This window comes from Pseudomonas sp. LB3P14, from assembly GCF_054898045.1.
Genome location: NZ_CM142714.1, coordinates 3,495,781 through 3,522,042, shown reverse-complemented (window position 1 = coordinate 3,522,042; position 26,262 = coordinate 3,495,781). Strand labels below are relative to the sequence as shown.

Genomic DNA, 26,262 nt, shown 5'->3' with positions numbered 1-26,262 from the left:
AAAATGTCATACGAGCTGTCTAAAATCCGTTATAAAGCTGCAATCTATTTATAGGCAGAGGGCCGCTGGGTTTGAGGAGTGAAGCTTTCAGTTGAAAAACTGAAAAGTCTTTCTATACACTTACCCACTGGCCAGCTGCCTGAATTTGTCCATTAGGAGTGAAAACAAGGTATGAGCACCATCGAAGAGCGCGTCAAGAAAATCGTTGCTGAGCAACTGGGCGTTAAAGAAGAAGAAGTGGTCAACACTGCTTCCTTCGTTGAAGACCTGGGTGCCGACTCCCTTGACACCGTTGAGCTGGTGATGGCTCTGGAAGAGGAATTCGAGACCGAAATCCCTGACGAAGAAGCTGAGAAGATCACTACTGTACAAGCTGCAATCGACTACGTTACTAGCCATCAGGCGTAATAGTTTGTAATCGTTGCTTGCTGTCATGGAAAAACCGCACTGCCATCACGGCGTGCGGTTTTTTCTTTAGGCCTGATGCAAAGTCGTCATTTGAAAAAGGAGAGTGCTGTGTCGCGTAGACGCGTCGTAGTCACCGGTATGGGTATGTTGTCGCCACTGGGTACGGATGTGCCGAGCAGTTGGCAGGGCATTCTGGCTGGCCGCAGTGGCATTGGTCTGATCGAACACACCGACCTTTCTGCCTATTCCACCCGTTTTGGCGGCTCGGTAAAGGGCTTCAATGTCGAGGAATACCTGTCGGTCAAGGAAGCTCGCAAGCTCGACCTGTTTATTCAATACGGTCTGGCAGCAGGTTTTCAGGCAGTTCGTAACGCAGGTCTGGAAGTCACCGACGCCAACCGTGAGCGCATCGGCGTGGCCATGGGGTCGGGTATTGGCGGACTGACCAATATCGAAGAAACCAGCCGCACGCTGCATGATTCCGGCCCACGACGGATTTCTCCGTTTTTCGTGCCTGGCTCGATCATCAATATGATTTCCGGTTTCCTGTCCATCCACCTGGGTGCACAGGGACCTAACTACGCCATCGCCACTGCGTGTACCACCGGTACGCACTGCATTGGCATGGCGGCCCGCAACATCATGTACGACGAAGCCGACGTGATGATTGCCGGCGGCGCCGAGATGGCGGCTTGCGGTCTGGGCATGGGCGGCTTCGGAGCCTCCCGCGCACTGTCGACCCGCAACGACGAGCCGACCCGCGCCAGCCGACCATGGGACAAGGGCCGTGATGGCTTTGTACTGTCCGACGGTGCCGGTGCGCTGGTTCTGGAAGAACTGGAACACGCCAAGGCTCGCGGCGCGACTATCTACGCCGAGCTGATCGGCTTTGGCACCAGTGGCGATGCCTACCACATGACTTCGCCACCGGCTGATGGTGCGGGTGCTGCGCGTTGCATCACCAATGCGCTTCGCGATGCCAAGATCAATGGCGATCAGGTTCAGTACGTAAACGCTCACGGCACCTCGACTTCGGCGGGCGACCTTGCCGAAGCCTGCGCGATCAAGTCGGTGTTCGGCGATCACGCTTACAAGCTGGCGGTCAGTTCGACCAAGTCCATGACCGGTCACCTGTTGGGTGCGGCGGGCGCGGTCGAGGCGATCTTCAGTGTGCTGGCGATCAACAGTCAGGTAGCGCCGCCGACCATCAACCTTGATGAGCCGGACGAAGGTTGCGACCTCGATTTCGTACCGCATACCGCGCGCAATATGAATATCGATGTGGTGCTGTCCAACTCCTTCGGGTTTGGCGGTACCAACGGCTCGCTGGTGTTCCGCCGGTTTGCTGACTGATGGACAGCTGGGTCGACGGTCAGCCGGCTGACGCTTTGTCGCTGAAGGATCGCGGCCTGGCTTATGGTGATGGTCTGTTCGAGACCATCGCTGTGCGCAACGGCACGCCAGTGTTGCTGGATCGGCATCTGGTGCGTTTGGTCAAAGGTTGCCAGCGATTGGCAATTAATCTCGACCATGCGGCGGTGTGCACTGAGTTACTGACCTATGCCCAAGCGTTGGGCGAAGGTGTGCTAAAGCTCATCGTCACGCGTGGCGAAAGCGCACGCGGTTACGCGCCCGATCCTTCGGCTCAGGCGCGACGCATTATGCTGGGTAATCCTCCTGCGGTTTATCCTGCTGCCAATGCGGAGCAGGGCGTTCGCCTGTTCCCCTGTGCGACGCGGCTTTCCAAACAGCCTCTGCTCGCCGGACTCAAACACCTGAACCGTCTTGAACAGGTCATCGCCCGTTCCGAATGGCAAGACACCGATCATGCCGAAGGCTTGATGCTCGATCAGGCCGGGCGTGTCATTGAAGGCGTGTTCAGCAATCTGTTCCTGGTGCGCGATGGTGTACTCATCACGGCCGATCTCAAACGCTGTGGCGTGGCCGGCGTGATGCGTGCCGAATTGTTGTTTCAAGCCGAGTCATTGGGGATCCCCACCCAAATCACCGACATCACCCTCGATCAGCTGCAATGGGCTGATGAAGTCTTTGTCTGCAACAGCGTGTATGGCGTTTGGCCTGTGTGCGCCTATGCAGCACTGAGCTGGCCGGTTGGTCCGCTCACCCGTAAACTCCGAACCATTGCCCGCGCGCTACTGGATGCTTGATACGTGAGACGTAAATTCTTGCTGCTGCTGGAAACCGGATTGGTTCTGGCGGGGCTGTGTCTGGGCGCTTCCGCCTGGAAAATCCATTCGGCGCTGGAACAACCGCTGAACATCACCCAGGAAGAACTGCTGGAAGTGCCCAAAGGCACGACGCCGACCCGCACCTTCTATCGACTCGAAGCCGATGGCGTCATCAAGGATGCTTTTTGGCTTCGCGTGTATTGGCGCTTCAATCTCGCCAAACAACCGTTGCACAAGGGCGAATACCGCATGCAGCCCGGCATGACCGTTGAAGGACTGATTGACCTGTGGAAACGCGGGGAAATAGTTCAGTACAGCCTGACCCTGGTCGAAGGCTGGAATTTTCATCAGGTCCGCGCTGCTCTGGCCAAGGATGAAAAACTCGAAAAGACCCTCGACGGTTTGAGTGATAGCGAGGTGATGGACAAACTCGGCCACACCGGGATCTTTCCGGAAGGTCGATTCTTCCCTGACACCTATCGCTTCGTGCGCGGCATGACCGACGTCGAGCTGCTGAAAAAAGCCTACGACCGTCTCGACGAAGTCCTTGCCAAGGAGTGGAGCCTGCGCGCGCCTGATGTGCCGTACACCGAACCCTACCAGGCGCTGATCATGGCCTCGCTGGTGGAAAAGGAAACCGGTGTGCCGCAAGAGCGTGGACAAATCGCTGGCGTGTTTGTGCGGCGCATGGAAATGGGCATGTTGTTGCAGACCGATCCGACCGTGATCTACGGCCTCGGTGATCGTTACAACGGCAAATTGACTCGCGCCCATCTCAAGGAGGCGACCCCGTACAACACCTACATGATTTCGGGCCTGCCGCCGACTCCGATCGCCATGGTCGGCCGCGAAGCGATTCATGCTGCGCTGAATCCGGTGGCTGGCAATAGCCTCTATTTCGTGGCTCGTGGTGATGGCAGTCACGTGTTCTCCGATGATCTGGACGCGCACAATAACGCTGTGCGTGAGTTCCAGATCAGACGCCGCGCCGACTACCGCTCCAGCCCCGCGCCGACCACGGCGCCAGAGGCGACGGATGAGCAGGCACCGATTCCGGCCGCATCGCCCGACACCGCCCCCGAGGCTTTGCCGCAAGTGCCGCCGCAAGAGCCTGCTGAAGCGGCGCCACCCGAGCCGCAAGCGCCTGCCCAGGAACCGTCACAGGAGCCGGCGCAAGAACCCGTTCAAGAACCCGCTGCTGCACCTGTGCCCGAACCGGATGCAACCGCGCCGCAAAGCCCGCAATGACTCTGACTAAGGACTGCCTGTGACTGGCTTGTTTATTACTCTGGAAGGCCCGGAAGGCGCGGGCAAGAGCACCAATCGCGAATACCTGGCCGAGCGCCTGCGCGCCGCCGGGATCGAGGTCTTGCTGACCCGCGAACCCGGCGGCACGCCGTTGGCCGAGCGGATCCGCGAAGTACTGCTGGCGCCGGTTGACGAAGTCATGAACCCGGACACTGAATTGCTGTTGGTGTTCGCCGCGCGAGCCCAGCATCTGGCCGAGGTGATTCGCCCGGCGCTGGCCCGTGGCGCAGTCGTCTTGTGTGATCGCTTTACCGATTCGACCTACGCCTATCAGGGCGGCGGTCGCGGCCTGTCGCTGGAGCGCATCGCGACCCTGGAAACCTTCGTCCAGGGCGATCTGCGCCCGGACCTGACGTTGATTTTCGATCTGCCGGTGGAAGTGGGCCTGGCCCGCGCCAGCGCTCGCGGTCGTCTGGATCGTTTCGAACTCGAAGGCCGGACCTTTTTTGATGCGGTGCGCAGTGCTTTCCTCAAGCGTGCTGAAGCGGATCCTGCGCGTTATGTCCTGGTCGATGCCGCCCAGCCGCTGGCGCAGGTTCAGCAGTCACTGGATGCCTTGCTGCCGCGTCTGCTGGAGTTGACTCGTGGCTGAAGCCTATCCGTGGCAGGACAGTCTCTGGCAGCAGTTGGCCGGCCGCAAGCAACATGCTCACGCCTATCTGCTCCATGGCCCGGCCGGGATCGGCAAGCGTGCGTTGGCCGAGCGCTTGATGGCCAGTTTGCTGTGCCAGCGTCCATCCGCCCAGGATGCTTGCGGCGAATGCAAATCCTGTCTGTTGCTGAAGGCCGGCAGTCACCCCGACAACTACATTCTGGAACCGGAAGAAGCCGATAAGGCGATCAAGGTCGATCAGGTTCGTGACCTGGTCAGCTTCGTGGTCCAGACCGCGCAGATGGGCGGCCGCAAAGTGGTGCTGATCGAACCGGCCGAGTCGATGAACATCAACGCCGCCAACGCCCTGCTCAAAAGCCTTGAAGAACCTTCCGGCGATACTGTTTTGCTGTTGGTCAGCCACCAGACCAGTCGTCTGTTGCCGACGATCAAGAGCCGCTGCGTGCAGCAGGCCTGTCCACTGCCGAGCGAAGCCATGAGTCTTGCGTGGCTGGCGAAGGCTTTGCCGGACTGCTCGGAAGAAGAGCGCGTCGAGTTGCTGACCCTCGCCGCCGGTTCGCCACTGGCCGCCGTCAACTTGCAGACCCAGGGCGTGCGCGAGCAGCGCGCGCTGGTGGTCGATGGCGTGAAAAAGTTGCTCAAGCAGCAACAGTCGCCAACACAATTGGCCGAAGGCTGGAATGCAATTCCACTGTTGCTGCTATTCGACTGGTTCTGCGATTGGTCGAGCCTGATCCTGCGCTATCAGCTGACTCAGGATGAAGAAGGGCTGGGACTAGCGGACATGCGCAAGGTGATTCAGTACCTGGCGCAAAAAGCCGGCCAGGACAAAGTCCTGAATATCCAGGACTGGATCCTCGTCCAGCGCCAGAAAGTGATGAGCAAAGCCAACCTCAATCGGGTGTTGTTGCTGGAAGCGCTGTTGGTGCAATGGGCGGGTTTGCCTACCCAGAAGTGACCGTGTGGGCCTAGACTCTGAGCATCAGCAGTGGAGGACAGCATGAATGAACTCGTCAATCCTGGGCCGCGCAACGGCATTTTGTCCCTGACGATCAAGGACAAGTCCGTACTTTTCGCGGCCTACATGCCATTCATCAAGAACGGTGGCCTGTTTATCCCGACCAACAAGAGCTACAAGTTGGGCGATGAGGTATTCATGCTGCTGAACCTGATGGATGAGCCGGAAAAAATTCCGGTCGCCGGCAAGGTCACCTGGATCACGCCAAAAGGTGCACAGGGCAACCGGGCCGCGGGAGTCGGCGTGCAATTCAACGACGGCGACAACACGGCCCGCAGTCGAATCGAAACCCATCTGGCCGGAGCCCTGAAGTCCGACCGTCCCACTCATACGATGTAAGTTGCAGCCCTTTTATGCTCGTAGATTCCCATTGCCACCTTGATCGCCTAGACCTCACCGCCCACGACGGCTCGCTGGATGCTGCACTGGATGCGGCCCGTCGACGCGGGGTAGGACATTTTCTGTGTATCGGCGTCAGCGTCGAGAACGCCGCGGACGTCAAAGCCCTGGCCGAACGTTACGACGACGTCGACTGTTCGGTTGGTGTACATCCGCTGGATGTGCAGCCGGGTGCAGCGCCGGCGCTGGATTGGCTGTTGCGCGAGCTCAACCACCCGCGCGTGGTGGCGATCGGTGAAACCGGTCTGGATTATCACTACGAACCGGAAGCGGCAGAGCTGCAGCAGGAGTCGTTTCGCCTGCATCTGCAAGCGGCGCAGCAGACGGGCAAACCGGTGATCATTCACACCCGGGGGGCTCGCGCCGATACATTGAGCTTGTTGCGCGAAGCGGCGCTGCCCCAGGCTGGCGTGCTGCACTGTTTCACCGAAGATTGGGACATGGCCAAAGCGGCGCTGGACATGGGGTATTACATTTCCTTGTCCGGGATTGTCACTTTCCGCAATGCCGACGCTCTGCGTGACGTGGCCAGTAAAGTGCCAGCTGACCGATTGCTGGTGGAAACCGACTCGCCCTACCTGGCGCCGATTCCTCATCGCGGCAAGCCGAACCTGCCGCAGTACGTGCGCGACGTAGCGGAATTTCTGGCAATGTTGCGAGGTGAGTCCTACGAGCGGTTTGCCGAGCAAACCACCGAAAACTTCAAGCGACTTTTTCCGCTGGCGCATCTGAAAGGTTAAATCGCAGGCAAAAAAAACCCGGGTTCTGGGGGGTGAATCCGGGTTAAGACCATTAGGAGTAAAACAAAGGCACGCGGTCCGTTGGTACCTATATCGGCGCGACACTTGGGGGAGATGCCCCGCCGACATTTGAAGTATTGATCAGTATTGCGCCGAGTCCAGTTTACCGGCCGAGATTTTTTAAACAAATTTGGAATACGCGCGCTTCTGTTGAGTTCTCATCAATCTGCAAAGATGTCGGAATTCATCAAGAAACACTTATATGGTCGGATGATCCGTGCATTTTTGCGCAAGTTAGGCATAATACGCGGCTTCGAATTTTGACCCCTACAGACCTTTTCTTATGCATAAAGAACCTCGTAAGGTCCGTGAGTTTCGTCGCCGCGAGCAAGAAATTCTCGATACCGCGCTCAAGCTGTTCCTCGATCAAGGTGAAGACAGTGTCACCGTCGAGATGATTGCTGATGCCGTCGGTATCGGTAAAGGCACGATCTACAAGCACTTCAAATCCAAGGCCGAGATCTATCTGCGCCTGATGCTCGATTACGAGCGCGATTTGAACGAGCTGTTGCATTCGGCCGATGTCGACAAGGATAAGGAAGCCCTGTCCCGCGCCTACTTCGAATTCCGCATGCGCGACCCACAACGCTATCGGTTGTTCGATCGCCTGGAAGAAAAGGTGGTCAAGGGCAATCAGGTGCCGGAGATGGTCGAGGAACTGCACAAGATCCGCGCCTCGAACTTCGAACGCCTGACCCTGCTGATCAAGGGCCGGATCAGCGAAGGCAAGCTCGAAGACGTGCCGCCATACTTCCATTACTGCGCGTCCTGGGCGCTGGTGCACGGCGCTGTGGCGCTGTATCACTCGCCGTTCTGGAGCAATGTGCTGGAAGATCAGGAAGGCTTCTTCCAGTTCCTGATGGATATCGGCGTGCGCATGGGCAACAAGCGCAAGCGCGATAACGACACCCCGAGCAGCTGAACCATTCAGTTGCCTTATTGCGCCATTATTTCGCTACGTGGCGCAGTACCGCAGGAATATACTCAGGCTTAGGTATTGCTAAAACTTGATTTGTGAGTCAAGTTTTAGCGGTCCGAATATTCTTCCGCCGGAGTGATCCATGATCGTTGACCGTCAAGGCAGGCGTTTCCGCAATTTGCGAATCAGTCTGACTTCAGCCTGCAATTACGCTTGTACCTACTGCGTGCCCAACGGCAAGCGGTTGGTTGCTGCGCAGGATGAATTGTCGGCCGAGGCCATGGCACGCGGTGTGGCGTATCTGATCGAGGCCGCAGGCATCGAGCGTTTGCGCATCACCGGTGGCGAACCGCTGGTCAGCCCCAAACTCGAAACCTTCATGACCGCCGTCGGACAGATGGGCCTGGCGGACATCAGCCTGACTACCAATGGCCAGCTGCTGGCGAAGAAACTGCCACTGCTGGTGGACGCCGGCATTCGTCGCATTAACGTTTCCCTCGATACCCTGGATGCCAGCGCTTTTCGCAGCATTGCCCGTGGCGGCGATCTGGCGACTGTGCTCGACGGTATGGATCAGGCCAGCGCAGCCGGCCTGAAGATCAAGGTCAATATGGTGCCGCTGCGTGGGCAGAACCTCGATCAAGTGATGCCGCTACTCGATTACTGTCTGGAGCGCGGCTATGAGCTTCGTTTCATCGAGCTGATGCGCATGGGCCACCTGGCCAGCGACTCCAATGCTTTCCTGCAACAGTTTGTCAGCCTTCAGCAGTTGCTGAGCCTGATCGGTGAGCGCTACGAGTATCTTCAGGCCGATGCGCCAGTCGACGCCACGGCCGTGCGTTACGAGATTCCGGGGCAAGGCCACTTCGGTGTGATCGCCAACGAAAGCGTTCCGTTCTGCCGCACCTGCTCGCGGCTGCGTTTGTCGTCCACGGGCTGGCTGCATGGCTGCCTGTCGTCGAGCAATCGCCACTATGTCGGCGATCTGCTGGACAAGCCTCGCCATCAGGCGCTGCCGGCGTTGCAGCGACTCCTGGTGAAAGCGTTGGGCGACAAGCAGGAAGTGGCGTTCTCCGGTGGCGCGACCATCATGAAGATTATCGGCGGCTGAACATCCCTCATCGCGAGCAGGCTCGCTCCCACAGGAGAATGCATTTCACCTGTGGGAGCGAGCCTGCTCGCGAAAGCGATCTATAAGACGCTGATGTTCCCGAGCTGGCGCGGAAGCTGCATCCCATGGCCATTCGCCGGTTTTCCGTCACCGGCCTCTGGAGGGTAGGATGCGTAGCCTGGTTTTGCTGCTGGCCGTTTTGGCGCTGGGTGGCTGCATGAATGTCAGCGATCTGGCTGAAGGGACTCGCTACCACATGAGCGACGCGGGGCTGCTTGACCATAGCGACAGCCGCCGTGTGAATAACCTGCGCATTCAACCGGACTCATTCGTCTATATCGCCCAAGGCGCTTTTGTGCCGCCAGGCAGTGCTGTCTACCCACGACCTAACGTAATAGCCGAAGTCGCCTTCGATGGTTTTGTCGAATACTTCCCTATGGTCCGCCGCGCCCGTGCCCCGGAAGGTCTTGATCAAGCCATGGGCGAGGCCCGTGCCGCCGGTGCCCATTACCTGCTCTATACCCGGTTCGCCAGGTCCGACGACCGTATCGGCAACTCGGACGAATGGCTCGATCAGGAAGCCGTGGATCGCCTCGGTATCGACAGCGGCGTGATTCAGATCATGTTGATCGAGACCAGCAACCAGTATTTGATTGATACTGCACGCATCAAGAGTCGTGGCGGTTTACTGACGTTCCACGACAAAAAGCCAGAAGACCTGATGGGCCCGCCGCTGGAACAATACGCGCGCAGCCTGCTGGGGCTCAGCGACCAGTAATTCAAAAGGAGAACGCCATGAGTGGCCCGCAAAAAGCCAACGATCTGTTGGGGCAAATCCCCAAAACCAAAGGCTTGCCGCCGGTCCACCTGTGGAACCCCGACTTTTGCGGCGACATCGACATGCGTATCGCCCGTGATGGCACCTGGTATTACCTGGGCACGCCGATCGGGCGCAAGCCGATGGTCAAACTGTTCTCCACCATCATTCGCCGCGATGGTGACGATTACTTCCTCATCACCCCGGTCGAGAAGGTTGGCATCAAGGTCGACGATGCGCCCTTCGTGGCGATTGCCGTGGATGTCGAAGGCGAGGGTGAAACCCAAGTCTTGCGCTTCACCACTAATGTCGATGAGACCGCCGAGGCCGGCAGCGAACACCCCATGCGCGTGGTGATCGACCCGGTCACGCAGGAGCCTGCGCCCTACGTGCATGTGCGCACCAACCTTGAAGCCCTGATCCACCGCAACGTGTTCTACCAACTGGTGGAGCTGGCCGTCACCCGCGAGATCGACGGGCAGCGCTGGTTAGGCGTGTGGAGCGGTGGCGAGTTCTTCCCCATCGGGCTTGAGCCGTAATTGGATCAAAATGTGGGAGCGGCGGTGCGGCGATCCGACATTGGATCTCAGCGTGCTTCTAAAAAATCAAATTGACACTCAATCGTATGATGATTAGCGTGGACACCCATCGCGAACGGCTTTGTGCCGTCCCTGAATCGAGGTGTCCATGTCCAGCAGTTTTCATGCGTCGACGGTCGATTGGCTGGGTTGCTGGATCGCCACGGGCCAGGTCAAACCGGGTGAAACCCTCAAGGTCGAAGCCGACCTGGGCGAGCAACTCGGTGTCAGTCGCACCGTTATTCGTGAAGCCATCAAAACCCTGGTCGCCAAGGGCATGCTTGAAGTCGGGCCAAAGGTCGGCACGCGGGTGTTGCCGGTACGACGCTGGAACCTCTTCGATCCGCAAGTCGTAGGCTGGCTGTCGCGCAGCGGCTTGCCGGAAAACTTCGTCGACGACTTGCTCGACTTGCGTCGCACCATCGAACCGATGGCCGTACGCTGGGCTTGCGAGCGCGCTACCGTCGAGCAGGTTCAAGCCATCCTTCAGGCTTACAACGCATTGGAGAGGGCAGTGGACAGCGGCGTCGATTACAACCGTGCCGACCAGTTCTTCCACGAGTGCATCCTCGCCGCCAGCCACAATCAATTCATCGAACAAATGGTCCCGGCCCTCGGCGCGCTGCTGGCGGTGTCTTTCGAAGTGTCCGCCGCCGACCCGGACGAATTGCGCCGCACGCTACCGATTCACAAAGACATGGCCGAGGCCATCGCTGCCCGGGATACCGCGCGAGGTGTCTGGGCCTGCATGACCCTGATCGATAACGCCGACCTGGCCATCAAGCGCTTCTACCCGCAAGTCATGGCCGACAAGAAGGCCAGCTGACAACAATAAAAAAGCAGGAGGTTTCATGACGTGGACTGCCGTTACCGAACATCGCGCGCAGCTCGGCGAAGGCCCGTTCTGGGACGCGCCGACCCAGGCGCTGTACTGGGTTGATATCGCCGGTCAACAGGCACTGCGGCTGATTGGTGCCAACGTGCAGATCTGGCAGATGCCCGAGCACGTGTCTGCCTTCATTCCCTGCGAAAGCGGCGATGCACTGGTGACGTTGAACAGCGGCGTGTATCGACTCGATCTGGATTCCCCCGGCCTGGAGCCACGACTGACCTTGCTCTGCGTCGCCGATCCGCAACCCGCCAATCGCGCCAATGAAGCCCGCTGCGATGCTCAGGGCCGACTCTGGCTCGGCACCATGCAGAACAACATCGGCGAGCAGGGCGAAGACGTGCCCATCGTGCGGCGTTCCGGTGGCCTGTTTCGCATTGATCGCGATGCTCGGGTCACGCCGTTGCTTCGAGGGCTGGGCATCCCTAATACGTTGCTGTGGAGCGAAGACGCAACCACCGTGTATTTCGCCGACAGCCTCGACCGCACGATCTATCAGCATTTCATCCGCACCGACGGCAACCTCGACCCCGCCAAAGTCTGGTTCGGGCCCCATGAACGCGGCGGCCCTGATGGCTCGGCGATGGATGCCGAGGGTTATATCTGGAACGCGCGTTGGGACGGCAGCTGCCTGCTCAGACTGACCCCGGACGGGCAGGTTGATCGCGTGATCGAGCTGCCGGTCAGCCGCCCCACCAGTTGCGTATTCGGTGGCGAAGACCTGAAAACCCTCTACATCACCAGTGCCGCGAGCCCGCTCAACCGTCCATTGGACGGCGCGTTGCTGTCGATTCGAGTCGATGTGGTCGGAAAAGCCTGTACTCGTTTTGCCGGATGAGTCCCAAAATATGGGATGTTAAATTATATATTGAGATTATTTGCGGGTCGGGTTTATAGTCGGCCATCAGTTACACGCACTCACACTTAAAAAAACAAAACAGGTGAAGTGATGCAGCGATTTTCCAAAAAGCCTTTTGACCGGACATCGACAGATGCCCGGTTTTTGTCGTGCCTTCGAAAAGGAGTCTTGATCCATGGCTGAACCTCTTTCCTTGCCACCGGTGCCCGAGCCACCGAAGGGTGAGCGACTGAAAAACAAGGTCGTACTGCTGACCGGTGCCGCTCAGGGTATCGGCGAGGCGATTGTCGCGACGTTCGCTTCCCAGCATGCCAAGCTGATCATCAGCGATATCCAGGGTGAGAAAGTCGAAAAGGTCGCGGCCCACTGGCGGGACAAAGGCTTTGATGTTCAGGCGATCAAGGCCGATGTGTCCAGGCAGCAGGACCTGCACGCCATGGCCAAACTGGCGATCGAACTTCACGGTCGGATCGACGTGCTGGTCAACTGTGCCGGGGTCAATGTGTTCCGCGATCCGCTGGAAATGACCGAGGAAGACTGGCATCGCTGCTTCGCCATCGACCTGGACGGCGCCTGGTACGGCTGCAAGGCTGTATTGCCGCAGATGATCGAACAGGGCATCGGCAGCATCATCAACATTGCCTCGACCCATTCCACTCACATCATTCCCGGCTGCTTCCCGTACCCGGTGGCCAAACATGGCTTGCTCGGCCTGACCCGCGCCCTGGGCATCGAGTACGCGCCGAAAGGCATTCGCGTCAACGCCATCGCGCCGGGCTACATCGAAACCCAACTGAACGTCGATTACTGGAACGGTTTTGCCGATCCGCATGCCGAGCGTCAGCGCGCCTTCGATCTGCATCCGCCACGTCGCATCGGGCAGCCGATCGAAGTCGCGATGACGGCCGTTTTCCTGGCCAGCGATGAAGCGCCGTTTATCAATGCTTCGTGCATCACCATCGACGGTGGTCGCTCGGTCATGTACCACGACTGAGTAAATCGGGTTTCAGACGCGGAACTACGCCTGAAATCCAATCATCATACGATATGACTATTAGCTATACGGTTTGATTGGCATTCAAATAACGCTCAAAAAAAATAACAAGGAGTCAGCTTATGAATCGTCGTCGTGGGATCCGTTCCCTGTGCTGTGCCGCTTTGGCGGTCACCGCGGTCAGCCTGAGCAGTTCGTTGCTGGCGGTCGAGGAAGTGAAGATTGGTTTTCTGGTCAAGCAGGCGGAAGAGCCCTGGTTCCAGACCGAGTGGGCGTTCGCCGAAAAGGCCGGGAGAGAGAAGGGCTTCACTGTCATCAAGATCGCCGTGCCGGACGGCGAGAAAACCCTCTCGGCCATCGACAGCCTCGCCGCCAACGGTGCCAAGGGCTTCGTGATCTGCCCGCCAGACGTATCCCTCGGCCCCGCGATCATGGCCAAGGCCAAGCTCAACGGTTTGAAAGTCATCGCAGTCGATGACCGCTTCGTCGATGCCGGCGGTAAGTTCATGGAACACGTTCCTTACCTCGGCATGGCAGCGTTCGAAGTCGGTCAGAAACAAGGCAACGCCATGGCCGCCGAAGCGAAGAAGCGCGGCTGGGACTGGAAAGACACCTACGCGGTGATCAACACCTACAACGAACTCGACACCGGCAAGAAACGCACCGACGGTTCGGCCAAAGCCCTGGAAGACGCCGGTCTGCCGAAAGACCACATTCTGTTCTCGGCGCTGAAAACCCTCGACGTACCGGGCAGCATGGACGCCACCAACTCGGCGCTGGTGAAACTGCCGAGTGCGGCGAAAAACCTGATCATCGGCGGCATGAACGACAACACCGTGCTGGGCGGCGTGCGCGCTACCGAGAGCGCCGGTTTTGCCGCGGCCAACGTGATCGGCATCGGTATCAACGGCACCGACGCCATCGGCGAACTGAAGAAGGCCAACAGCGGCTTCTTCGGCTCGATGCTGCCGAGCCCGCACATCGAGGGCTACAACACCGCGAGCATGATGTTCGACTGGGTCACCACCGGCAAAGAGCCACCGAAATACACCGCGATGGACGACGTGACACTGATCACTCGCGAGAACTTCAAGCAGGAACTGGAAAAGATCGGCCTCTGGAACTGAGGCGCGGTTGATTTCATCGGCGGCCCTGGTGACGGGGCTGCCTGATCTGTGTGAAGAGGTGGTTATGGCGCAAACAAAAATACAACAACACAGCGGCTGTTCTTTTAGTGGCAGTGGCAGCTTGCGCTTCAACGGGATCGGCAAGACCTTTCCCGGGGTGAAGGCGCTGGATGGCATCAGCTTCGTCGCCCACCCGGGGCAGGTTCACGCCTTGATGGGTGAGAACGGCGCCGGCAAATCCACGCTGCTGAAAATCCTCGGCGGTGCTTACACCCCGAGCAGCGGCGATCTGCAGATCGGCGAGCAGACGATGGCTTTCAGGTCCACCGCCGACAGCATCGGCAGTGGCGTCGCAGTGATCCATCAAGAGCTGCACCTGGTCCCGGAAATGACCGTGGCAGAGAACCTGTTCCTCGGTCATCTGCCGGCCAGTTTCGGCCTGATCAATCGTGGAGCGCTGCGGCAACAGGCACTGGCCTGCCTCAAGGGCCTGGCCGATGAAATCGATCCGCAAGAGAAAGTAGGGCGCCTGTCCCTGGGTCAGCGTCAACTGGTGGAAATCGCCAAGGCCTTGTCCCGTGGTGCGCATGTGATCGCGTTTGACGAACCCACCAGCAGCCTTTCGGCGCGGGAGATTGATCGTTTGATGGCGATCATCGGTCGCCTGCGGGACGAAGGCAAAGTGGTGCTTTACGTCTCCCATCGCATGGAGGAAGTGTTCCGCATCTGCAACGCGGTGACAGTGTTCAAGGACGGTCGCTTTGTGCGCACTTTCGACGACATGAGCGAACTGACTCACGATCAGCTGGTGACCTGCATGGTCGGTCGCGACATTCAGGACATCTACGATTACCGCCACCGTCTGCGTGGCGCGGTGGCGCTCAGGGTCGACGGTTTGCTGGGGCCGGGTTTGCGTGAGCCGGTGAGTTTCGAGGTGCACAAAGGCGAGATTCTCGGGTTGTTCGGCTTGGTCGGCGCCGGTCGCACCGAGCTGTTCAGGATGCTCAGCGGCCTTGAGCGCAACACCGCCGGACGCCTGGAGTTGCGCGGTCATGAACTGAAGTTGCGTTCACCCCGCGATGCGATTGCCGCCGGGATTCTGCTGTGCCCCGAGGACCGCAAGAAGGAGGGCATCCTGCCGCTCGCCAGCGTCGCCGAGAACATCAACATCAGCGCCCGCGGTGCCCATTCCACTTTCGGCTGCCTGTTGCGTGGCCTGTGGGAGAAGGACAACGCCGACAAGCAGATCAAAGCACTGAAAGTGAAGACGCCCAACGCGGCGCAGAAAATCATGTACCTGTCCGGCGGCAATCAGCAGAAGGCCATTCTCGGTCGCTGGCTGTCGATGCCGATGAAAGTCCTGCTGCTCGACGAACCGACGCGCGGCATCGACATCGGTGCCAAGGCCGAGATTTACCAGATCATTCACAACCTGGCGGCCAGCGGCATCGCGGTGATCGTGGTGTCCAGCGACCTGATGGAAGTGATGGGTATTTCCGACCGCATCCTGGTGCTCTGCGAAGGCGCAATGCGCGGCGAACTGTCCCGCGAACAGGCCAATGAATCCAACCTGCTGCAACTGGCTTTGCCGCGCCAACGCGCTGACGGCGTGGCGAACTGAGAGGTGACTATGACAATCCAAAACAACGCTCTGCCCACCCAGCGCAAACCTCTGGACCTGCGACGCTTTCTCGATGATTGGGTGATGCTGTTGGCGGCCGTCGGGATCTTCGTGCTCTGCACCTTGCTGATCGACAACTTCCTCTCGCCGCTGAACATGCGCGGTCTGGGCCTGGCGATTTCGACGACGGGGATTGCCGCTTGCACCATGTTGTATTGCCTGGCGTCCGGGCACTTTGATTTGTCGGTGGGATCGGTGATTGCCTGTGCCGGCGTGGTCGCCGCGGTGGTGATGCGCGACACCGACAGCGTGTTTCTCGGTGTGGTTGCGGCGCTGTTCATGGGGCTGATTGTCGGGTTGATCAACGGAATCGTGATTGCCAAGCTTCGGGTCAATGCGTTGATTACCACGCTGGCGACCATGCAGATCGTTCGCGGCCTGGCTTACATCTTCGCCAACGGCAAAGCGGTGGGCGTGTCGCAAGAGCAGTTCTTCGTCTTCGGTAACGGCCAGTTGTTGGGTATGCCGGTGCCGATCCTGATCACCATCGTCTGCTTCCTGTTTTTCGGCTGGTTGCTGAACTACACCACCTACGGGCGCAACACCATGGCCATTGGCGGTAACCAGGAAGCGGCGCTGTTGGCCGGGGTGAACGTTGACCGGACCAAGATCATCATCTTCGCCGTGCACGGGGTAATCGGGGCGTTGGCCGGGGTGATTCTGGCGTCGCGCATGACGTCCGGTCAGCCGATGATCGGCCAGGGTTTTGAGCTGACGGTGATTTCTGCCTGCGTGTTGGGCGGGGTGTCGTTGAGTGGCGGGATCGGCATGATTCGGCATGTGATTGCCGGGGTGCTGATTCTGGCGATTATTGAGAACGCGATGAACCTGAAGAACATCGATACGTTTTACCAGTATGTGATTCGGGGTTCGATTTTGCTCTTGGCCGTCGTCATCGACCGCTTGAAACAACGCTAACCCCTGCTAACTGATCGTTCCCACGCTCTGCGTGGGAATGCCTCAATGGACGCTCCGCGTCCGCTTCGGCAGGGACACGGAGCGTCCCGGGCTGCATTCCCACGCAGAGCGTGGGAACGATCATGTGTAACTCCTTCCGTCACTTCCCCTAAATACTCCTTGCCCGCCCAATCCCGTTTCGGTTATCACGTTGTACATGATTAGACAGGTACGATTTGACAAGAAACAACGGGTGGTCGACGAACTCATCCGGCGCATCGAAAGTGGCCTCATGGAGGATGGCTTTCTGCTGCCGGGCGAGCATCAATTGGCTCAAGAATTCAAAGTCAGCCGCGGCACGCTGCGCGAAGCCCTGGCCGAGTTGAAACGGCGCAACTACATTGCGACGCAAAGCGGGGTGGGCTCCATCGTCACTTTCGACGGTGTAGTGCTCGATCAGCGCAGCGGCTGGGCCCAGGCCCTGGCCGACAGCGGGGCGCTGATCAACACCGAAGTGCTGCGGCTGGAGGCGGTCACCCGTCCTGACCTGTTGTCGCGTTTCGGCACTGACCAATTCATCACCCTCGACCGGCGCCGCCGTTCCAACGAAGGCAAGCTGGTCTCCCTCGAACGCTCATTGATGCCTGCCACCGGAGGCCTGGAAAGCCTGCCGCGGGTCGGCCTGATCGATAACTCCCTGACCATCACCCTGGCCGCCTATGGCTACATCGGGGAGCGCGGTGATCAATGGATCGGCGCCGAACCCTTGAACGCCGAAGACGCCGAACTGCTGGGACGTCCGGTCGGCACTGTATTCCTCAAGGCCTTGCGCACCACCTACGACCGTCAAAACCGCTTCATGGAGCAGGTCGAAAGCTTGCTCGACCCGGTGCACTTTCGCCTGCATTTGCAGTTTGGAGAGTCAAAATGACCGCGCTCAATCGAGCCTTGGGTGCGTTCTACGGACTGGCCCTGGGCGATGCGCTGGGCATGCCGACCCAATCCCTGAGTCGCGCCGAAATCAAGGCGCGCTTCGGCGAGATCACTGACCTGGAAGACGCTGGCCCGGATCAACCGATTGCAGCCAACATGCCCAAAGGCTCGATCACCGATGACACCGAACAGGCGATTCTGGTCGGTCAATTGCTGGTTGAAGGCGAGGGCCGGATCGAACCGGCGATGCTCGCCCAACGGCTGATCGAATGGGAAGCCGAGATGCAGGCCAAGGGCTCGCAAGACTTGCTTGGCCCTTCGACCAAACGCGCGATCGAAATGATCCTCGCCGGCCATTCGCCGGAAGAGGCGGGGCGCTACGGCACCACCAATGGCGCGGCGATGCGCATCACGCCGGTGGGGCTCGCGGCGGACGTCGCCAACCCTGAACGTTTCATCAACGCTGTCGTGCAGGCTTGCCAGGTCACCCACAACACCACGCTGGGCATTTCCAGCGCGGCAGCGGTGGCGGCGGTGGTCTCGGCCGGTATCAACGGCATGGATTTGGGCGAGGCATTGAACCTCGGCCAGCAAATCGCTCAGCAAGCTGAAAGCCATGGTTACTGGGTGGCTGGCGGACGCATCGCCTCGCGCATCAGCTGGGCGCGGACCATCAGCGTCGACAGCGACAAGGCATTGCTGGCGGATTTGATGTACGACGTGATTGGCACTTCAGTGGCTTCCCAGGAATCGGTGGTGGTCTCGTTTGCCCTGGCTCAACAAGTGGCCATTGGCGAAGTGAACGCGTTCGAAGCACTGTGCATGGCCGCGAGCCTTGGCGGCGACACTGACACCATCGCGGCGATTCTCGGCGCCATGCTCGGAGCCTGCCTGGGACTTGAGAGTTGGCCGGCGGCGATGATCGAGAAGGTCAAAACCGTTAACGACCTGGAGCTGGAACCGTTGGTGCAGGGGCTATTGGCCTTGCGTTGACAGCACTGGCATCTTCGTCGGAACGCCGCCCGGAGCAGGCTCCCACAGGGATAGTGCAAACCTTAAGGTACACGCGGTACCTGTGGGAGCGAGCCTGCTCGCGAAGGGCGCGCCGCCCATTTGAATTTTTCACCGCAACGGAACGCACAAACACGGCCAGGACCGCCGGGATGTTATGTCGACTTCCGAAACTGCCGACAACCACAACAATGGCAACAGGAGTATTTTTCATGAGTTCATCGAACACCGGGCAAAGCGCCGGGCAACTGGAAACCCGTGGCATCGAGCCGGTGCCGGAAGCGGAATGCAACGGTCATCCGCTGCAACTGTTCTGGGTCTGGTTCGCGGCCAACATTTCTATCCTCGGCCTACCGCTGGGTGCGACCCTCGTAGCCTTTCGCGGGCTGGCCATCTGGCAGGCGATCATCGTCGCGATCCTCGGTGCTGCCGGCTCCTTCGCGGTGGTCGGGATCATCTCCATTGCCGGTCGCCGTGGTCGCGCTCCGAGCCTGACGTTGTCGCGAGCGATCTTCGGCGTACGCGGCAACATCGGCCCGACCCTGGTCTCGCTGATGTCGCGTCTGGGCTGGGAAACCGTCAACACCACCACCGCGGCCTTCGTGCTGTTGTCGCTGTGCTCGATTCTGTTCGGTTCGCCGGTAGAAGCCAAAAGCGCACCCGTGCTGACGTTGATCTTCATTGCGATTTTCGTACTGCTGACCCTGTCGGTGTCGGGCCTCGGTCACGCCACCTTGCTGGTGATTCAGAAGTGGGCTACTTACGTGTTCGGTGCGCTGAACCTGCTGGTGGGCGGCTTCCTCTGCGCCACCATCGACTGGAGTGCGGTGTTCAACGCAACGCCCGCGCCGTTGAGCGCGATGATCATTGGCGTCGGCACCATGGCCGCTGGCACCGGGATCGGTTGGGCCAACGCGGGTGCCGACATGTCGCGCTATCAGCATCGCAGCGTCAAAGCCGTGCGCCTGGTGGCTTCGGCTGCGTTTGGTGCGGGGATTCCGCTGGTATTGTTGATCACCCTCGGCGGTCTGCTGTCGGTGGGCAACAATGACCTGGCCTCGGCCACTGACCCGATCATTGCAATCCGCGACATGCTGCCGACCTGGATGGCCGTGCCATACCTGATCACCGCGTTCGGTGGGTTGCTGCTGTCGAACAACCTGTCGGTGTACTCCGCCGGTTTGACCACGTTGACGCTCGGTCTGAAGGTCAAACGCGTCTACGCAGTGGTGGTCGACATCGTCGCGATCTTCGCCGGTTCGATTTATTTCATGCTGATCGCCGACAGCTTCTACGGTCCGTTCATTACCTTCATTTCGCTGCTGGCGGTGCCGATCACGGCGTGGGTCGGGATCTTCGTCGTCGACCTGATTCACCGTCATTACTACAGCCCCAAAGACCTGCTGGACGTCAGCCCGAGCAGCGCTTACTGGTACAGCGGCGGTATTGAGTGGCGCGCCTTCGGTGCGTGGGCGGTGGCGATCGTATTGGGCTTCAGCTTCACCACCATCGGCACCACCGAACAAACTGTCTGGTTCCGCGGCTTCCTGTCCGACTCCTGGTTGGGCCATAACGGTCTCGGCTGGATCGTGACGTTCCTGGTGGCCGGCGGGATTTATTGGGTACTCGGCGGGGCCAAGGACCGTCGCGCCGCGATAACCGAGAACGCTCATGCCTAGATTGCTGCACACCGGCCAGGTCATGATCGACCTGGTCATGGCCGTGGATAAACTGCCTCATTCGGGCGGCGATGTGCTGGCGCAGTCCGCCAGTTTCGAGGCTGGCGGCGGCTTCAATGTGATGGCTGCCGCCCAGCGCAATGGCTTGCCGGTGATTTACCTCGGTCGCCACGGCACCGGGCGTTTCGGCGATCTGGCGCGCGAGGCGATGAAGGCTGAAGGCATTCGGATTGGCATCGAGCGCAGCGCCGAACGAGATACTGGATTGTGCGTCGCGGTAACCGAAGCGTCAGCGGAGCGCAGTTTCATTTCCTACATCGGTGCCGAGGGTGAGTTGACCGCCGAGGACTTGGCGAGCGTGCCGGCCGAGGCGGGTGACTATGTCTACGTCAGTGGCTACAGCCTGCTGCATGGCGGCAAAGCCCAGGCGCTAGTGGATTGGGTTCTGGATTTGCCGCGAGGAATCAACGTGGTGTTCGATCCGGGCCCGCTGGTGGATTCGCCGGATGAGCCGTTGATGCAAGCCTTGCTGGCACGCATCGATCTGTGGACCAGCAACAGTGTCGAGGCGTTGAAGTTTACCGGTACGTCGGACATTGCCGAGGCCTTGAACCGGTTGGCCGATCATCTGCCGGCCGACGTCTTGATGGTGGTTCGTGACGGCCCTCAAGGGTGCTGGATCAGCCAGCGTGGAGACCGCCAGCATGTGCCGGGTTTCAAGGTTGAGGCGGTGGACAGCAACGGCGCGGGGGATGCGCATGCCGGGGTATTTGTGGCCGGGTTGGCGCAAGGATTGGTATCGGTTGAAGCGGCGCGGCGGGCTAATGCGGCGGCTGCGTTGGCGGTGACTCGATGGGGGCCGGCGACTTCACCTGGTGTTGCAGAGGTGGATGCGTTAATCAGCAAGATTTTCGACGCCTGATCTACCGCTTTCGCGAGCAGGCTCGCTCCCACAGGGGATTTGCGAACGACACAAATCCCCTGTGGGAGCGAGCCTGCTCGCGAAGGGGCCATTAAATTCACTACAGATCCTGGGTTTACCCAGCCTTGCGCAACGCCTCGATCAAGGCCTGCTTGCGCATGCTCGAGCGTCCCGGAATCTTCTTCGCCCGGGCTTCTTTCATCAAACTGTCGACGGTCTGGGTATCGCGCGAAGCCTTGCTGGTACGCGAATGACCTTCACGGCTGGCCACCGCACGTCGAGCCGATTCCTGGCGATCTTCTGACTTGGCACTCGCCGGTTTCTTGCGTCCGGAACCCCCTTTGCGTTCACCGCCGCCCGACTGCTTGTTCACCGTCGCCCAGGCTCGGGCCTCAGCTTCATCTTTTGAGACACCTTTGTGCTCGTAGCTCTCTTCGATGTGCTCGGCCTTGCGCTTCTGCTCGGCGGTGTATTTGTCTTTGCTTCCACGAGGCATGGGATTTCTCCTGCTGCTTGTAGAGTCTGTCTAACGGTCGCAGCCGCGCACGACTGCGACCTGATTCGTCTTGCTAAACGTCCAGCTTGCGCGCCGCTTCAACCCCTGCGGCACTGAGTTTGATCGGCAAACTCAACGAATGCTCACCCGCTTCGTTGCAAGTCACATGCCCATGTTGAATCAGGCCGCGATCCTGCAGCGTGGCGAGGGTGCTGGCCACGACTTTCTCCCCCCGGTAATTGTCCAGGACCTCTTTGCCCAAACCACTTGGATGGGCATGCAGCAGACGGGTCAGGACTTCTTTCTCAAGGTTTTTATCGACGTTCATGGTTACCTCTTCATGGATGTGGATAGGTCGCTCGCGTCGGCGAACTCTCCATTTAATGAGTGTCCTTACCTGATGTTGGTCTGCCCCCGATTTGGATTGGTGCCTGATGAACGACGAACGGTCTAGGCCTGCTGCAGCGCTTTGCTGATAACGGCGCGGCGCCAGACCAGCCGGCCGACGCTGATCAGCCAGTTCAGCAGGGCCACTGCCAGTACCGTGAGCAGCAGCGCTGACATCCCTTGTTCGACGATGATTTTTCCGGCCAGCAACGGAAAGCCGAACACACCGATGAAGTAGGACAAGCTGAACAGCAGCAAGGATTGCGCGGTGGTGCCATTTGGCGCCTCGTTGGCCGCCAGGCCATTGATCACCGAATAGGTCAGCCCGTAACCGACCCCGAGCATCACTGCCGCCAGCACGTAGCTGAACCTGTCGTCGACGACAAAACCGAACATCAGGATCGAGCCCATCATCAAGCCCGACAGCAGGCAGGACGCCCAGAATGGGTCGCGCTTGACCACGAAGCTGGCGATCAGCATTCGGCTGCTGATCGCTGCGCTCATGAAGCCGAGGAAGAACAGTGAATAGTCGAGTGAGCGCGCCGCCGCGTAGCTGGTTTGAAAACTCGACAGACCGCCGAATACGCAACCACCGAGGCCAACCATGATGATCGGGAACACCGCTCTGGACGACAGCACTTGCGCCGCTGCACGCCAGGAAATTCGTGACACCGTTGCCGAGTGGGCGGGTGCCTTCTTGAGCTGCGAATCCAGCCGCCAGAACAGCAACACGCCCATCAGGCTGGCCAGCGCCGCCAGGTAAAACGCCGCGGTGATCGGATACCCGAGGGCGCTCGCGGCGCGCCCCAGTAATGGACCGCTGCCGATCCCGGTCATCATGCTGCCCGACAGCAGCGCAAAGTATTTCGCGCGTTGGGCAGGCGTTACCAGACTCGCCACGATGATCGGCCCCAAGGTGTAGAACACGCCCCAACCCAGCCCCAGCAAGAGCCCGAAAAACAACAGCAGATTGCCGAAGCCTGGCGTCAGGGCGAAGCCCAGGCTGGCGGCCACCAGCAAGACGCCGAACAGGGCAATTGATCGAGCGGCGCCGAGCAAATCGGACAAGTGTCCGGAGACGATGACCGCGACAAAGGTGCTGAGCATCGCCGCCGAAATCACACTGCCGGCATCGTGCTCGTTGCCGCCGCGGGAACCGATCAACAGCGACAGCAAAAAAGTCGAGCCGTAGGACAGCGACAGCAAATAGCTGGCGAGGCAAAACAGGCCGAACAACCTGCTGGAGACTGGGGGTGTTGCGCTAGACATGACGCGGTTCCTTGACCCGATAGAAGAGAGCTTCATCTATCTATCACGCAAGGCATCGATGTTAGGTCTGAGGTTATCGATTTCAGGGTTAGCGCTGGCCGGAGTAAAGCTTCAGCAGGCGCCGATTTCTTCCTTGAACAACACCATGAAGCCCTTCAACCGTTCGTGGCGAATCTGCGCCAAACGTTGGCCGGTGGTCGTCTGGAATCCGTCCGCCAAGTGCAGCAGTTTGGTCTGGAAGTGGTCAAGGCAAAAACGTTTGTCATCGTATTCCCGTGCCTTCGCCTCGGGATCCTGTGGGTCGTACAACGCGCTGCCCATACGTCCGGCGATGTAAAAGGTCCGCGCCACACCGAGCATGCCGAGAGAGTCGAGGCGGTCGGCGTCCTGCATGATTTTGGCTTCGAGCGTTGTCGGCGCGATGTTGGCGGAAAAACTGTGCGCTTCGATGGCATGGGCAACAGCGCTGACTTTTACGCCTGGCCAGGCCATGTCCGCCAACACTTTTGATGCCTTCACGGCGGCCAGCCGCGACGCCTGAGAACGCAACGGCGAGTTCTTCTCTACCGCCACGCAATCATGCAAAAGCACCGCCGCCAGCAGCACCTCAAGATCCCCACCTTCTTCAGCGTGGAGTGATCGCACGTTGTGCCAGACCCGCTGCAAGTGCGACAGATCATGAGCGCCATCTTCCGACGGCTCCAGCGCGTGGGGTAGCAGTTGCGCAGCGAGGAGTTGCAGTGGCGCGAAAGCATCAGTGTTCATAAACATCCTGTTAAGTGAAAACGTCTTTTGCAACGACATAGCCCTGTAGCAGCAGGCTTCGCCAGCTGCTATGTATGGACTCGCCCTCACTGTCTACCCGCTTTTGAAAAACCGCCGCCCCGTTGCATCTATGTATTAGGCCTATTCGAGGAAGCCGTCTTCGGCTTCTGGCCAAAATTGGAAGAGCTCGTGGTTTGCCGATTACAGTCAGGCCTCGAAGGCCAGTAGCAGCTAAGGCATCAATCCACGCCGGTCTTACCTGGGGTCAATTTTTTTTCAGCAAAGGGCCGGACAGTTAGTACCTCGGTGGCAGAACTCTGTCGCTCAGTGGCTCATCGTCGCTTGCTGGCCATCACCAGCCTGGCGACGATAAGTCTGGTCATTCTGTAGAAGCACCCAGACGATTCGCAGGTTGCGGTTGGCTAACCTGACCGCAGCCTCCTTACGGCCCAGTCGGCTCATCCAGCGCAACAAGCGGCGGTCATCGGGTTGCTGGGAATCAGGTCGTAGTTGTTGCAGTACCGCATGGGCTCCCTGGATCATCAGGCTGCGTAAATAAACATCGCCGCGCTTGGTCATGTCCCCCAGCCGGACCGTCTGCCCGCTGCTGTGCTGGTCAGGCACCATGCCAAAGTACGCGGCAAACTTGCGGGCATTGGGAAATCGCTCAGGCTTGGTTTCCTTGGCCACCAGTGCCGTGGCAGTGACTGGGCCGATGCCGCGCACAGTCATCAGTCGCTTCGCCGTCATGTCGGCGTTGGCGGCCACTTCCAGGCGCCCCGTCAGCACGCTGATGCGTTCGCCCAAATGGCGCCACTCGGCCAACAGTTCGTCGATCAGTTCACGCAGCAGGCCCGGCACCGGCTGGGTGGCATCTTCCAGTACCCGCGGAATTTTCTGGCTGATCGCAACATCGCCCTGCGCCAAGGCCACGCCATGCTCGAGCAGCAGGCCGCGCATCTGATTACTCACCGCCGTGCGTCGACGCACATAGCCTTGGCGGGCGCGATGCAACGCCTGCATTGCCAGCGCCGCAACGCTTTTGACCGGCACTGCGTAGATCTTTTCATCGCGACCAGCCCGCAGAATCGCCAGCGCATCGTTGCGATCATTTTTAGGCCCGCTGCGATGTGTGGCCACCAAACCGGCTGGAAGAATCCGCGCCAGATTGCCTTGGTCTTGCAGCTGCCGGGCCCAGGCTTGAGCACCCGGACCGGTCTCCATCAGAACCACGACATGAGGCGGCAACTGGCGTAGAAACTCATAAAACGCCTCGCGCGACTTGATCCGTTGCTCGTAGTGCACCTGGCCGAGGACGTCTTCACCGGCGACCTGAAAGACCTGCTTGGCCAGATCGACCGCCACGGTTGTGCAGGCCGACAAATCGGAAGAAGACAGGGATTGATCAATCGAAGTATGCTTTTTCATGGACTCGCCCTCGCTGTCGTTGGCTGTTTAGACTGCCATCGTGGCGCATTGACGCCTCGGCTTGGGCGAGTCCATCCAATTACACATGCTCCATGGATCAGCTTTGAATTTCCAGTGTGACGAGCGCCGCTCGCCGACTTAGTATGGCGTTTTCCACTTTTGACGAAGGCACGTCCATGACGATCGAGATCCGCCCGGCGACCCCGAGCGATGCACCGCAAATCCTCGGGTTCATCACCGAACTGGCCGACTACGAACGTGCCCGCCACGAAGTCATCGCCAGCGTCGCCGACATCGAACGCAGCCTGTTCAGCGAAGGCGCCACCGCTCACGGCCTGATCTGCCTGCGCGACGGCTTGCCGATCGGCTTCGCGGTGTTCTTCTTCAGTTATTCCACGTGGCTGGGCAGCAACTGCCTGTACCTCGAAGACCTCTACATCACCCCCGAACAACGCGGCGGCGGTGCCGGCAAAACCTTGTTGCGCCATTTAGCAAAAGTCGCCTGCGCCAATGATTGCGGCCGATTCGAGTGGAGCGTGCTGGACTGGAACAAACCGGCGATCGAGTTCTACAAATCCTTGGGGGCTCAGCCGCAGGAAGAGTGGGTTCGGTATCGGATGGATGGGGCTGTGTTGCGGGAGTTTGCAGCGGGCCATTGATCGCACGCGACATCCTTTAAAGATCGCAGCCTTTGGCAGCTTCTACCTTGATTTGTAGGAGCCGCCGAAAGCTGCGATCTTTTTTTGTCTTTATCTCAATATATGG

Annotated in this window: 28 protein-coding genes; 23 read left to right on the top strand and 5 right to left on the bottom strand. The window is 59.4% G+C overall.

What is annotated here, in order from left to right:
• Positions 1-171: 171 nt before the first annotated feature.
• From acpP to ACYZT5_RS16230, 22 genes are all read left to right on the top strand, one after another.
• The gene (gene acpP / locus ACYZT5_RS16335) at positions 172-408 is read left to right on the top strand and encodes an acyl carrier protein (RefSeq protein ID WP_003175607.1); all 237 of its coding nucleotides are present in this window, start codon (positions 172-174) and stop codon (positions 406-408) included.
• 108 nt (positions 409-516) lie between these two features.
• On the top strand, positions 517-1,761 hold the full coding sequence (fabF, locus tag ACYZT5_RS16330) for a beta-ketoacyl-ACP synthase II (RefSeq protein ID WP_282375707.1): 1,245 nt from the start codon (positions 517-519) through the stop codon (positions 1,759-1,761).
• The gene (gene pabC / locus ACYZT5_RS16325) at positions 1,761-2,576 is read left to right on the top strand and encodes an aminodeoxychorismate lyase (RefSeq protein ID WP_462051987.1); all 816 of its coding nucleotides are present in this window, start codon (positions 1,761-1,763) and stop codon (positions 2,574-2,576) included. Before fabF ends, pabC begins: the two co-directional genes overlap by 1 nt.
• 3 nt (positions 2,577-2,579) lie before the next feature.
• A complete protein-coding gene (gene mltG / locus ACYZT5_RS16320; protein WP_462051986.1) occupies positions 2,580-3,845 on the top strand; it encodes an endolytic transglycosylase MltG in 1,266 nt (421 codons plus the stop codon).
• A 19-nt stretch (positions 3,846-3,864) separates the two neighbouring features.
• Positions 3,865-4,497 carry a dTMP kinase gene (gene tmk / locus ACYZT5_RS16315; RefSeq protein ID WP_462051985.1) on the top strand — a complete coding sequence of 211 codons (633 nt, stop codon included), beginning with the start codon at positions 3,865-3,867 and terminating at the stop codon, positions 4,495-4,497.
• On the top strand, positions 4,490-5,476 hold the full coding sequence (locus ACYZT5_RS16310; protein WP_462051984.1) for a DNA polymerase III subunit delta': 987 nt from the start codon (positions 4,490-4,492) through the stop codon (positions 5,474-5,476). Before tmk ends, ACYZT5_RS16310 begins: the two co-directional genes overlap by 8 nt.
• A 42-nt stretch (positions 5,477-5,518) precedes the next feature.
• Positions 5,519-5,875 carry a PilZ domain-containing protein gene (locus ACYZT5_RS16305; RefSeq protein WP_462051983.1) on the top strand — a complete coding sequence of 119 codons (357 nt, stop codon included), beginning with the start codon at positions 5,519-5,521 and terminating at the stop codon, positions 5,873-5,875.
• A gap of 14 nt (positions 5,876-5,889) precedes the next feature.
• The gene (locus ACYZT5_RS16300) at positions 5,890-6,675 is read left to right on the top strand and encodes a TatD family hydrolase (protein ID WP_462051982.1); all 786 of its coding nucleotides are present in this window, start codon (positions 5,890-5,892) and stop codon (positions 6,673-6,675) included.
• 343 nt (positions 6,676-7,018) lie between these two features.
• Entirely contained in the window at positions 7,019-7,657 is a 639-nt protein-coding gene (locus tag ACYZT5_RS16295) for a TetR/AcrR family transcriptional regulator (protein WP_274072967.1), read from the top strand.
• Between the two features lie 139 nt (positions 7,658-7,796).
• The gene (locus ACYZT5_RS16290; protein WP_462051981.1) at positions 7,797-8,765 is read left to right on the top strand and encodes a GTP 3',8-cyclase MoaA; all 969 of its coding nucleotides are present in this window, start codon (positions 7,797-7,799) and stop codon (positions 8,763-8,765) included.
• Positions 8,766-8,934: 169 nt separating this feature from the next.
• Complete coding sequence (locus tag ACYZT5_RS16285; RefSeq protein WP_462051980.1) at positions 8,935-9,543, top strand: DUF4823 domain-containing protein; 609 nt, start codon at positions 8,935-8,937, stop codon at positions 9,541-9,543.
• 17 nt (positions 9,544-9,560) lie between these two features.
• Positions 9,561-10,121, top strand: a complete 561-nt coding sequence (locus ACYZT5_RS16280; RefSeq protein ID WP_462051979.1) for a DUF1285 domain-containing protein — start codon at positions 9,561-9,563, stop codon at positions 10,119-10,121.
• Between the two features lie 148 nt (positions 10,122-10,269).
• Positions 10,270-10,986, top strand: a complete 717-nt coding sequence (locus ACYZT5_RS16275) for a FadR/GntR family transcriptional regulator (protein WP_462051978.1) — start codon at positions 10,270-10,272, stop codon at positions 10,984-10,986.
• 25 nt (positions 10,987-11,011) lie between these two features.
• A complete protein-coding gene (locus ACYZT5_RS16270; RefSeq protein WP_462051977.1) occupies positions 11,012-11,887 on the top strand; it encodes an SMP-30/gluconolactonase/LRE family protein in 876 nt (291 codons plus the stop codon).
• Positions 11,888-12,083: 196 nt separating this feature from the next.
• Positions 12,084-12,902, top strand: coding sequence for an SDR family oxidoreductase (locus ACYZT5_RS16265; protein WP_462051976.1), 819 nt, complete (start codon positions 12,084-12,086; stop codon positions 12,900-12,902).
• A 122-nt stretch (positions 12,903-13,024) separates the two neighbouring features.
• The gene (locus ACYZT5_RS16260; protein WP_462051975.1) at positions 13,025-14,029 is read left to right on the top strand and encodes a substrate-binding domain-containing protein; all 1,005 of its coding nucleotides are present in this window, start codon (positions 13,025-13,027) and stop codon (positions 14,027-14,029) included.
• 64 nt (positions 14,030-14,093) lie between these two features.
• On the top strand, positions 14,094-15,650 hold the full coding sequence (gene araG, locus ACYZT5_RS16255) for an L-arabinose ABC transporter ATP-binding protein AraG (RefSeq protein WP_462051974.1): 1,557 nt from the start codon (positions 14,094-14,096) through the stop codon (positions 15,648-15,650).
• Positions 15,651-15,659: 9 nt separating this feature from the next.
• Positions 15,660-16,628 carry an L-arabinose ABC transporter permease AraH gene (gene araH / locus ACYZT5_RS16250; protein ID WP_462051973.1) on the top strand — a complete coding sequence of 323 codons (969 nt, stop codon included), beginning with the start codon at positions 15,660-15,662 and terminating at the stop codon, positions 16,626-16,628.
• A 196-nt stretch (positions 16,629-16,824) separates the two neighbouring features.
• On the top strand, positions 16,825-17,538 hold the full coding sequence (locus tag ACYZT5_RS16245) for a GntR family transcriptional regulator (protein WP_462051972.1): 714 nt from the start codon (positions 16,825-16,827) through the stop codon (positions 17,536-17,538).
• The gene (locus ACYZT5_RS16240; protein ID WP_462051971.1) at positions 17,535-18,533 is read left to right on the top strand and encodes an ADP-ribosylglycohydrolase family protein; all 999 of its coding nucleotides are present in this window, start codon (positions 17,535-17,537) and stop codon (positions 18,531-18,533) included. The genes ACYZT5_RS16245 and ACYZT5_RS16240 overlap by 4 nt, the downstream gene beginning before the upstream one ends.
• Before the next feature lie 230 nt (positions 18,534-18,763).
• Positions 18,764-20,230: a purine-cytosine permease family protein gene (locus ACYZT5_RS16235; RefSeq protein WP_462051970.1), complete on the top strand. Its 1,467-nt coding sequence runs from the start codon at positions 18,764-18,766 to the stop codon at positions 20,228-20,230.
• Positions 20,223-21,152, top strand: coding sequence for a PfkB family carbohydrate kinase (locus ACYZT5_RS16230; RefSeq protein WP_462051969.1), 930 nt, complete (start codon positions 20,223-20,225; stop codon positions 21,150-21,152). Before ACYZT5_RS16235 ends, ACYZT5_RS16230 begins: the two co-directional genes overlap by 8 nt.
• Positions 21,153-21,267: 115 nt before the next feature.
• On the opposite strand, the gene ACYZT5_RS16225 is transcribed toward ACYZT5_RS16230, so the two are convergent.
• From ACYZT5_RS16225 to ACYZT5_RS16205, 5 genes are all read right to left on the bottom strand, one after another.
• The gene (locus ACYZT5_RS16225; protein ID WP_462051968.1) at positions 21,268-21,648 is read right to left on the bottom strand and encodes a Rho termination factor N-terminal domain-containing protein; all 381 of its coding nucleotides are present in this window, start codon (positions 21,646-21,648) and stop codon (positions 21,268-21,270) included.
• 73 nt (positions 21,649-21,721) lie between these two features.
• Positions 21,722-21,976 (bottom strand): hypothetical protein, encoded by a 255-nt coding sequence (locus tag ACYZT5_RS16220; protein WP_462051967.1) that lies wholly within the window; start codon positions 21,974-21,976, stop codon positions 21,722-21,724.
• A gap of 122 nt (positions 21,977-22,098) precedes the next feature.
• Positions 22,099-23,304: an MFS transporter gene (locus tag ACYZT5_RS16215; protein WP_462051966.1), complete on the bottom strand. Its 1,206-nt coding sequence runs from the start codon at positions 23,302-23,304 to the stop codon at positions 22,099-22,101.
• A 111-nt stretch (positions 23,305-23,415) separates the two neighbouring features.
• Positions 23,416-24,069, bottom strand: a complete 654-nt coding sequence (locus tag ACYZT5_RS16210) for an HD domain-containing protein (protein ID WP_462051965.1) — start codon at positions 24,067-24,069, stop codon at positions 23,416-23,418.
• A 324-nt stretch (positions 24,070-24,393) separates the two neighbouring features.
• Positions 24,394-25,452, bottom strand: coding sequence for an IS110 family RNA-guided transposase (locus ACYZT5_RS16205; RefSeq protein WP_462052202.1), 1,059 nt, complete (start codon positions 25,450-25,452; stop codon positions 24,394-24,396).
• 221 nt (positions 25,453-25,673) lie between these two features.
• Between ACYZT5_RS16205 and ACYZT5_RS16200 the strand changes: the two genes are divergently transcribed.
• On the top strand, positions 25,674-26,156 hold the full coding sequence (locus ACYZT5_RS16200) for a GNAT family N-acetyltransferase (RefSeq protein WP_462051964.1): 483 nt from the start codon (positions 25,674-25,676) through the stop codon (positions 26,154-26,156).
• Positions 26,157-26,262 lie beyond the last annotated feature (106 nt).

Excerpts from the sequence above, each read along its gene's own strand:
- acpP (WP_003175607.1), top strand. The coding sequence starts at position 172 with ATGAGCACCATCGAAGAGCGCGTCAAGAAAATCGTTGCTGAGCAACTG.
- pabC (WP_462051987.1), top strand. The coding sequence starts at position 1,761 with ATGGACAGCTGGGTCGACGGTCAGCCGGCTGACGCTTTGTCGCTGAAG.
- ACYZT5_RS16305 (WP_462051983.1), top strand. The coding sequence starts at position 5,519 with ATGAATGAACTCGTCAATCCTGGGCCGCGCAACGGCATTTTGTCCCTG.
- ACYZT5_RS16300 (WP_462051982.1), top strand. The coding sequence starts at position 5,890 with ATGCTCGTAGATTCCCATTGCCACCTTGATCGCCTAGACCTCACCGCC.
- ACYZT5_RS16295 (WP_274072967.1), top strand. The coding sequence starts at position 7,019 with ATGCATAAAGAACCTCGTAAGGTCCGTGAGTTTCGTCGCCGCGAGCAA.
- ACYZT5_RS16290 (WP_462051981.1), top strand. The coding sequence starts at position 7,797 with ATGATCGTTGACCGTCAAGGCAGGCGTTTCCGCAATTTGCGAATCAGT.
- ACYZT5_RS16285 (WP_462051980.1), top strand. The coding sequence starts at position 8,935 with ATGCGTAGCCTGGTTTTGCTGCTGGCCGTTTTGGCGCTGGGTGGCTGC.
- ACYZT5_RS16280 (WP_462051979.1), top strand. The coding sequence starts at position 9,561 with ATGAGTGGCCCGCAAAAAGCCAACGATCTGTTGGGGCAAATCCCCAAA.
- ACYZT5_RS16275 (WP_462051978.1), top strand. The coding sequence starts at position 10,270 with ATGTCCAGCAGTTTTCATGCGTCGACGGTCGATTGGCTGGGTTGCTGG.
- ACYZT5_RS16270 (WP_462051977.1), top strand. The coding sequence starts at position 11,012 with ATGACGTGGACTGCCGTTACCGAACATCGCGCGCAGCTCGGCGAAGGC.
- ACYZT5_RS16265 (WP_462051976.1), top strand. The coding sequence starts at position 12,084 with ATGGCTGAACCTCTTTCCTTGCCACCGGTGCCCGAGCCACCGAAGGGT.
- ACYZT5_RS16260 (WP_462051975.1), top strand. The coding sequence starts at position 13,025 with ATGAATCGTCGTCGTGGGATCCGTTCCCTGTGCTGTGCCGCTTTGGCG.
- araG (WP_462051974.1), top strand. The coding sequence starts at position 14,094 with ATGGCGCAAACAAAAATACAACAACACAGCGGCTGTTCTTTTAGTGGC.
- araH (WP_462051973.1), top strand. The coding sequence starts at position 15,660 with ATGACAATCCAAAACAACGCTCTGCCCACCCAGCGCAAACCTCTGGAC.
- ACYZT5_RS16245 (WP_462051972.1), top strand. The coding sequence starts at position 16,825 with ATGATTAGACAGGTACGATTTGACAAGAAACAACGGGTGGTCGACGAA.
- ACYZT5_RS16240 (WP_462051971.1), top strand. The coding sequence starts at position 17,535 with ATGACCGCGCTCAATCGAGCCTTGGGTGCGTTCTACGGACTGGCCCTG.
- ACYZT5_RS16235 (WP_462051970.1), top strand. The coding sequence starts at position 18,764 with ATGAGTTCATCGAACACCGGGCAAAGCGCCGGGCAACTGGAAACCCGT.
- ACYZT5_RS16230 (WP_462051969.1), top strand. The coding sequence starts at position 20,223 with ATGCCTAGATTGCTGCACACCGGCCAGGTCATGATCGACCTGGTCATG.
- ACYZT5_RS16225 (WP_462051968.1), bottom strand. The coding sequence starts at position 21,648 with ATGCCTCGTGGAAGCAAAGACAAATACACCGCCGAGCAGAAGCGCAAG.
- ACYZT5_RS16220 (WP_462051967.1), bottom strand. The coding sequence starts at position 21,976 with ATGAACGTCGATAAAAACCTTGAGAAAGAAGTCCTGACCCGTCTGCTG.
- ACYZT5_RS16215 (WP_462051966.1), bottom strand. The coding sequence starts at position 23,304 with ATGTCTAGCGCAACACCCCCAGTCTCCAGCAGGTTGTTCGGCCTGTTT.
- ACYZT5_RS16210 (WP_462051965.1), bottom strand. The coding sequence starts at position 24,069 with ATGAACACTGATGCTTTCGCGCCACTGCAACTCCTCGCTGCGCAACTG.
- ACYZT5_RS16200 (WP_462051964.1), top strand. The coding sequence starts at position 25,674 with ATGACGATCGAGATCCGCCCGGCGACCCCGAGCGATGCACCGCAAATC.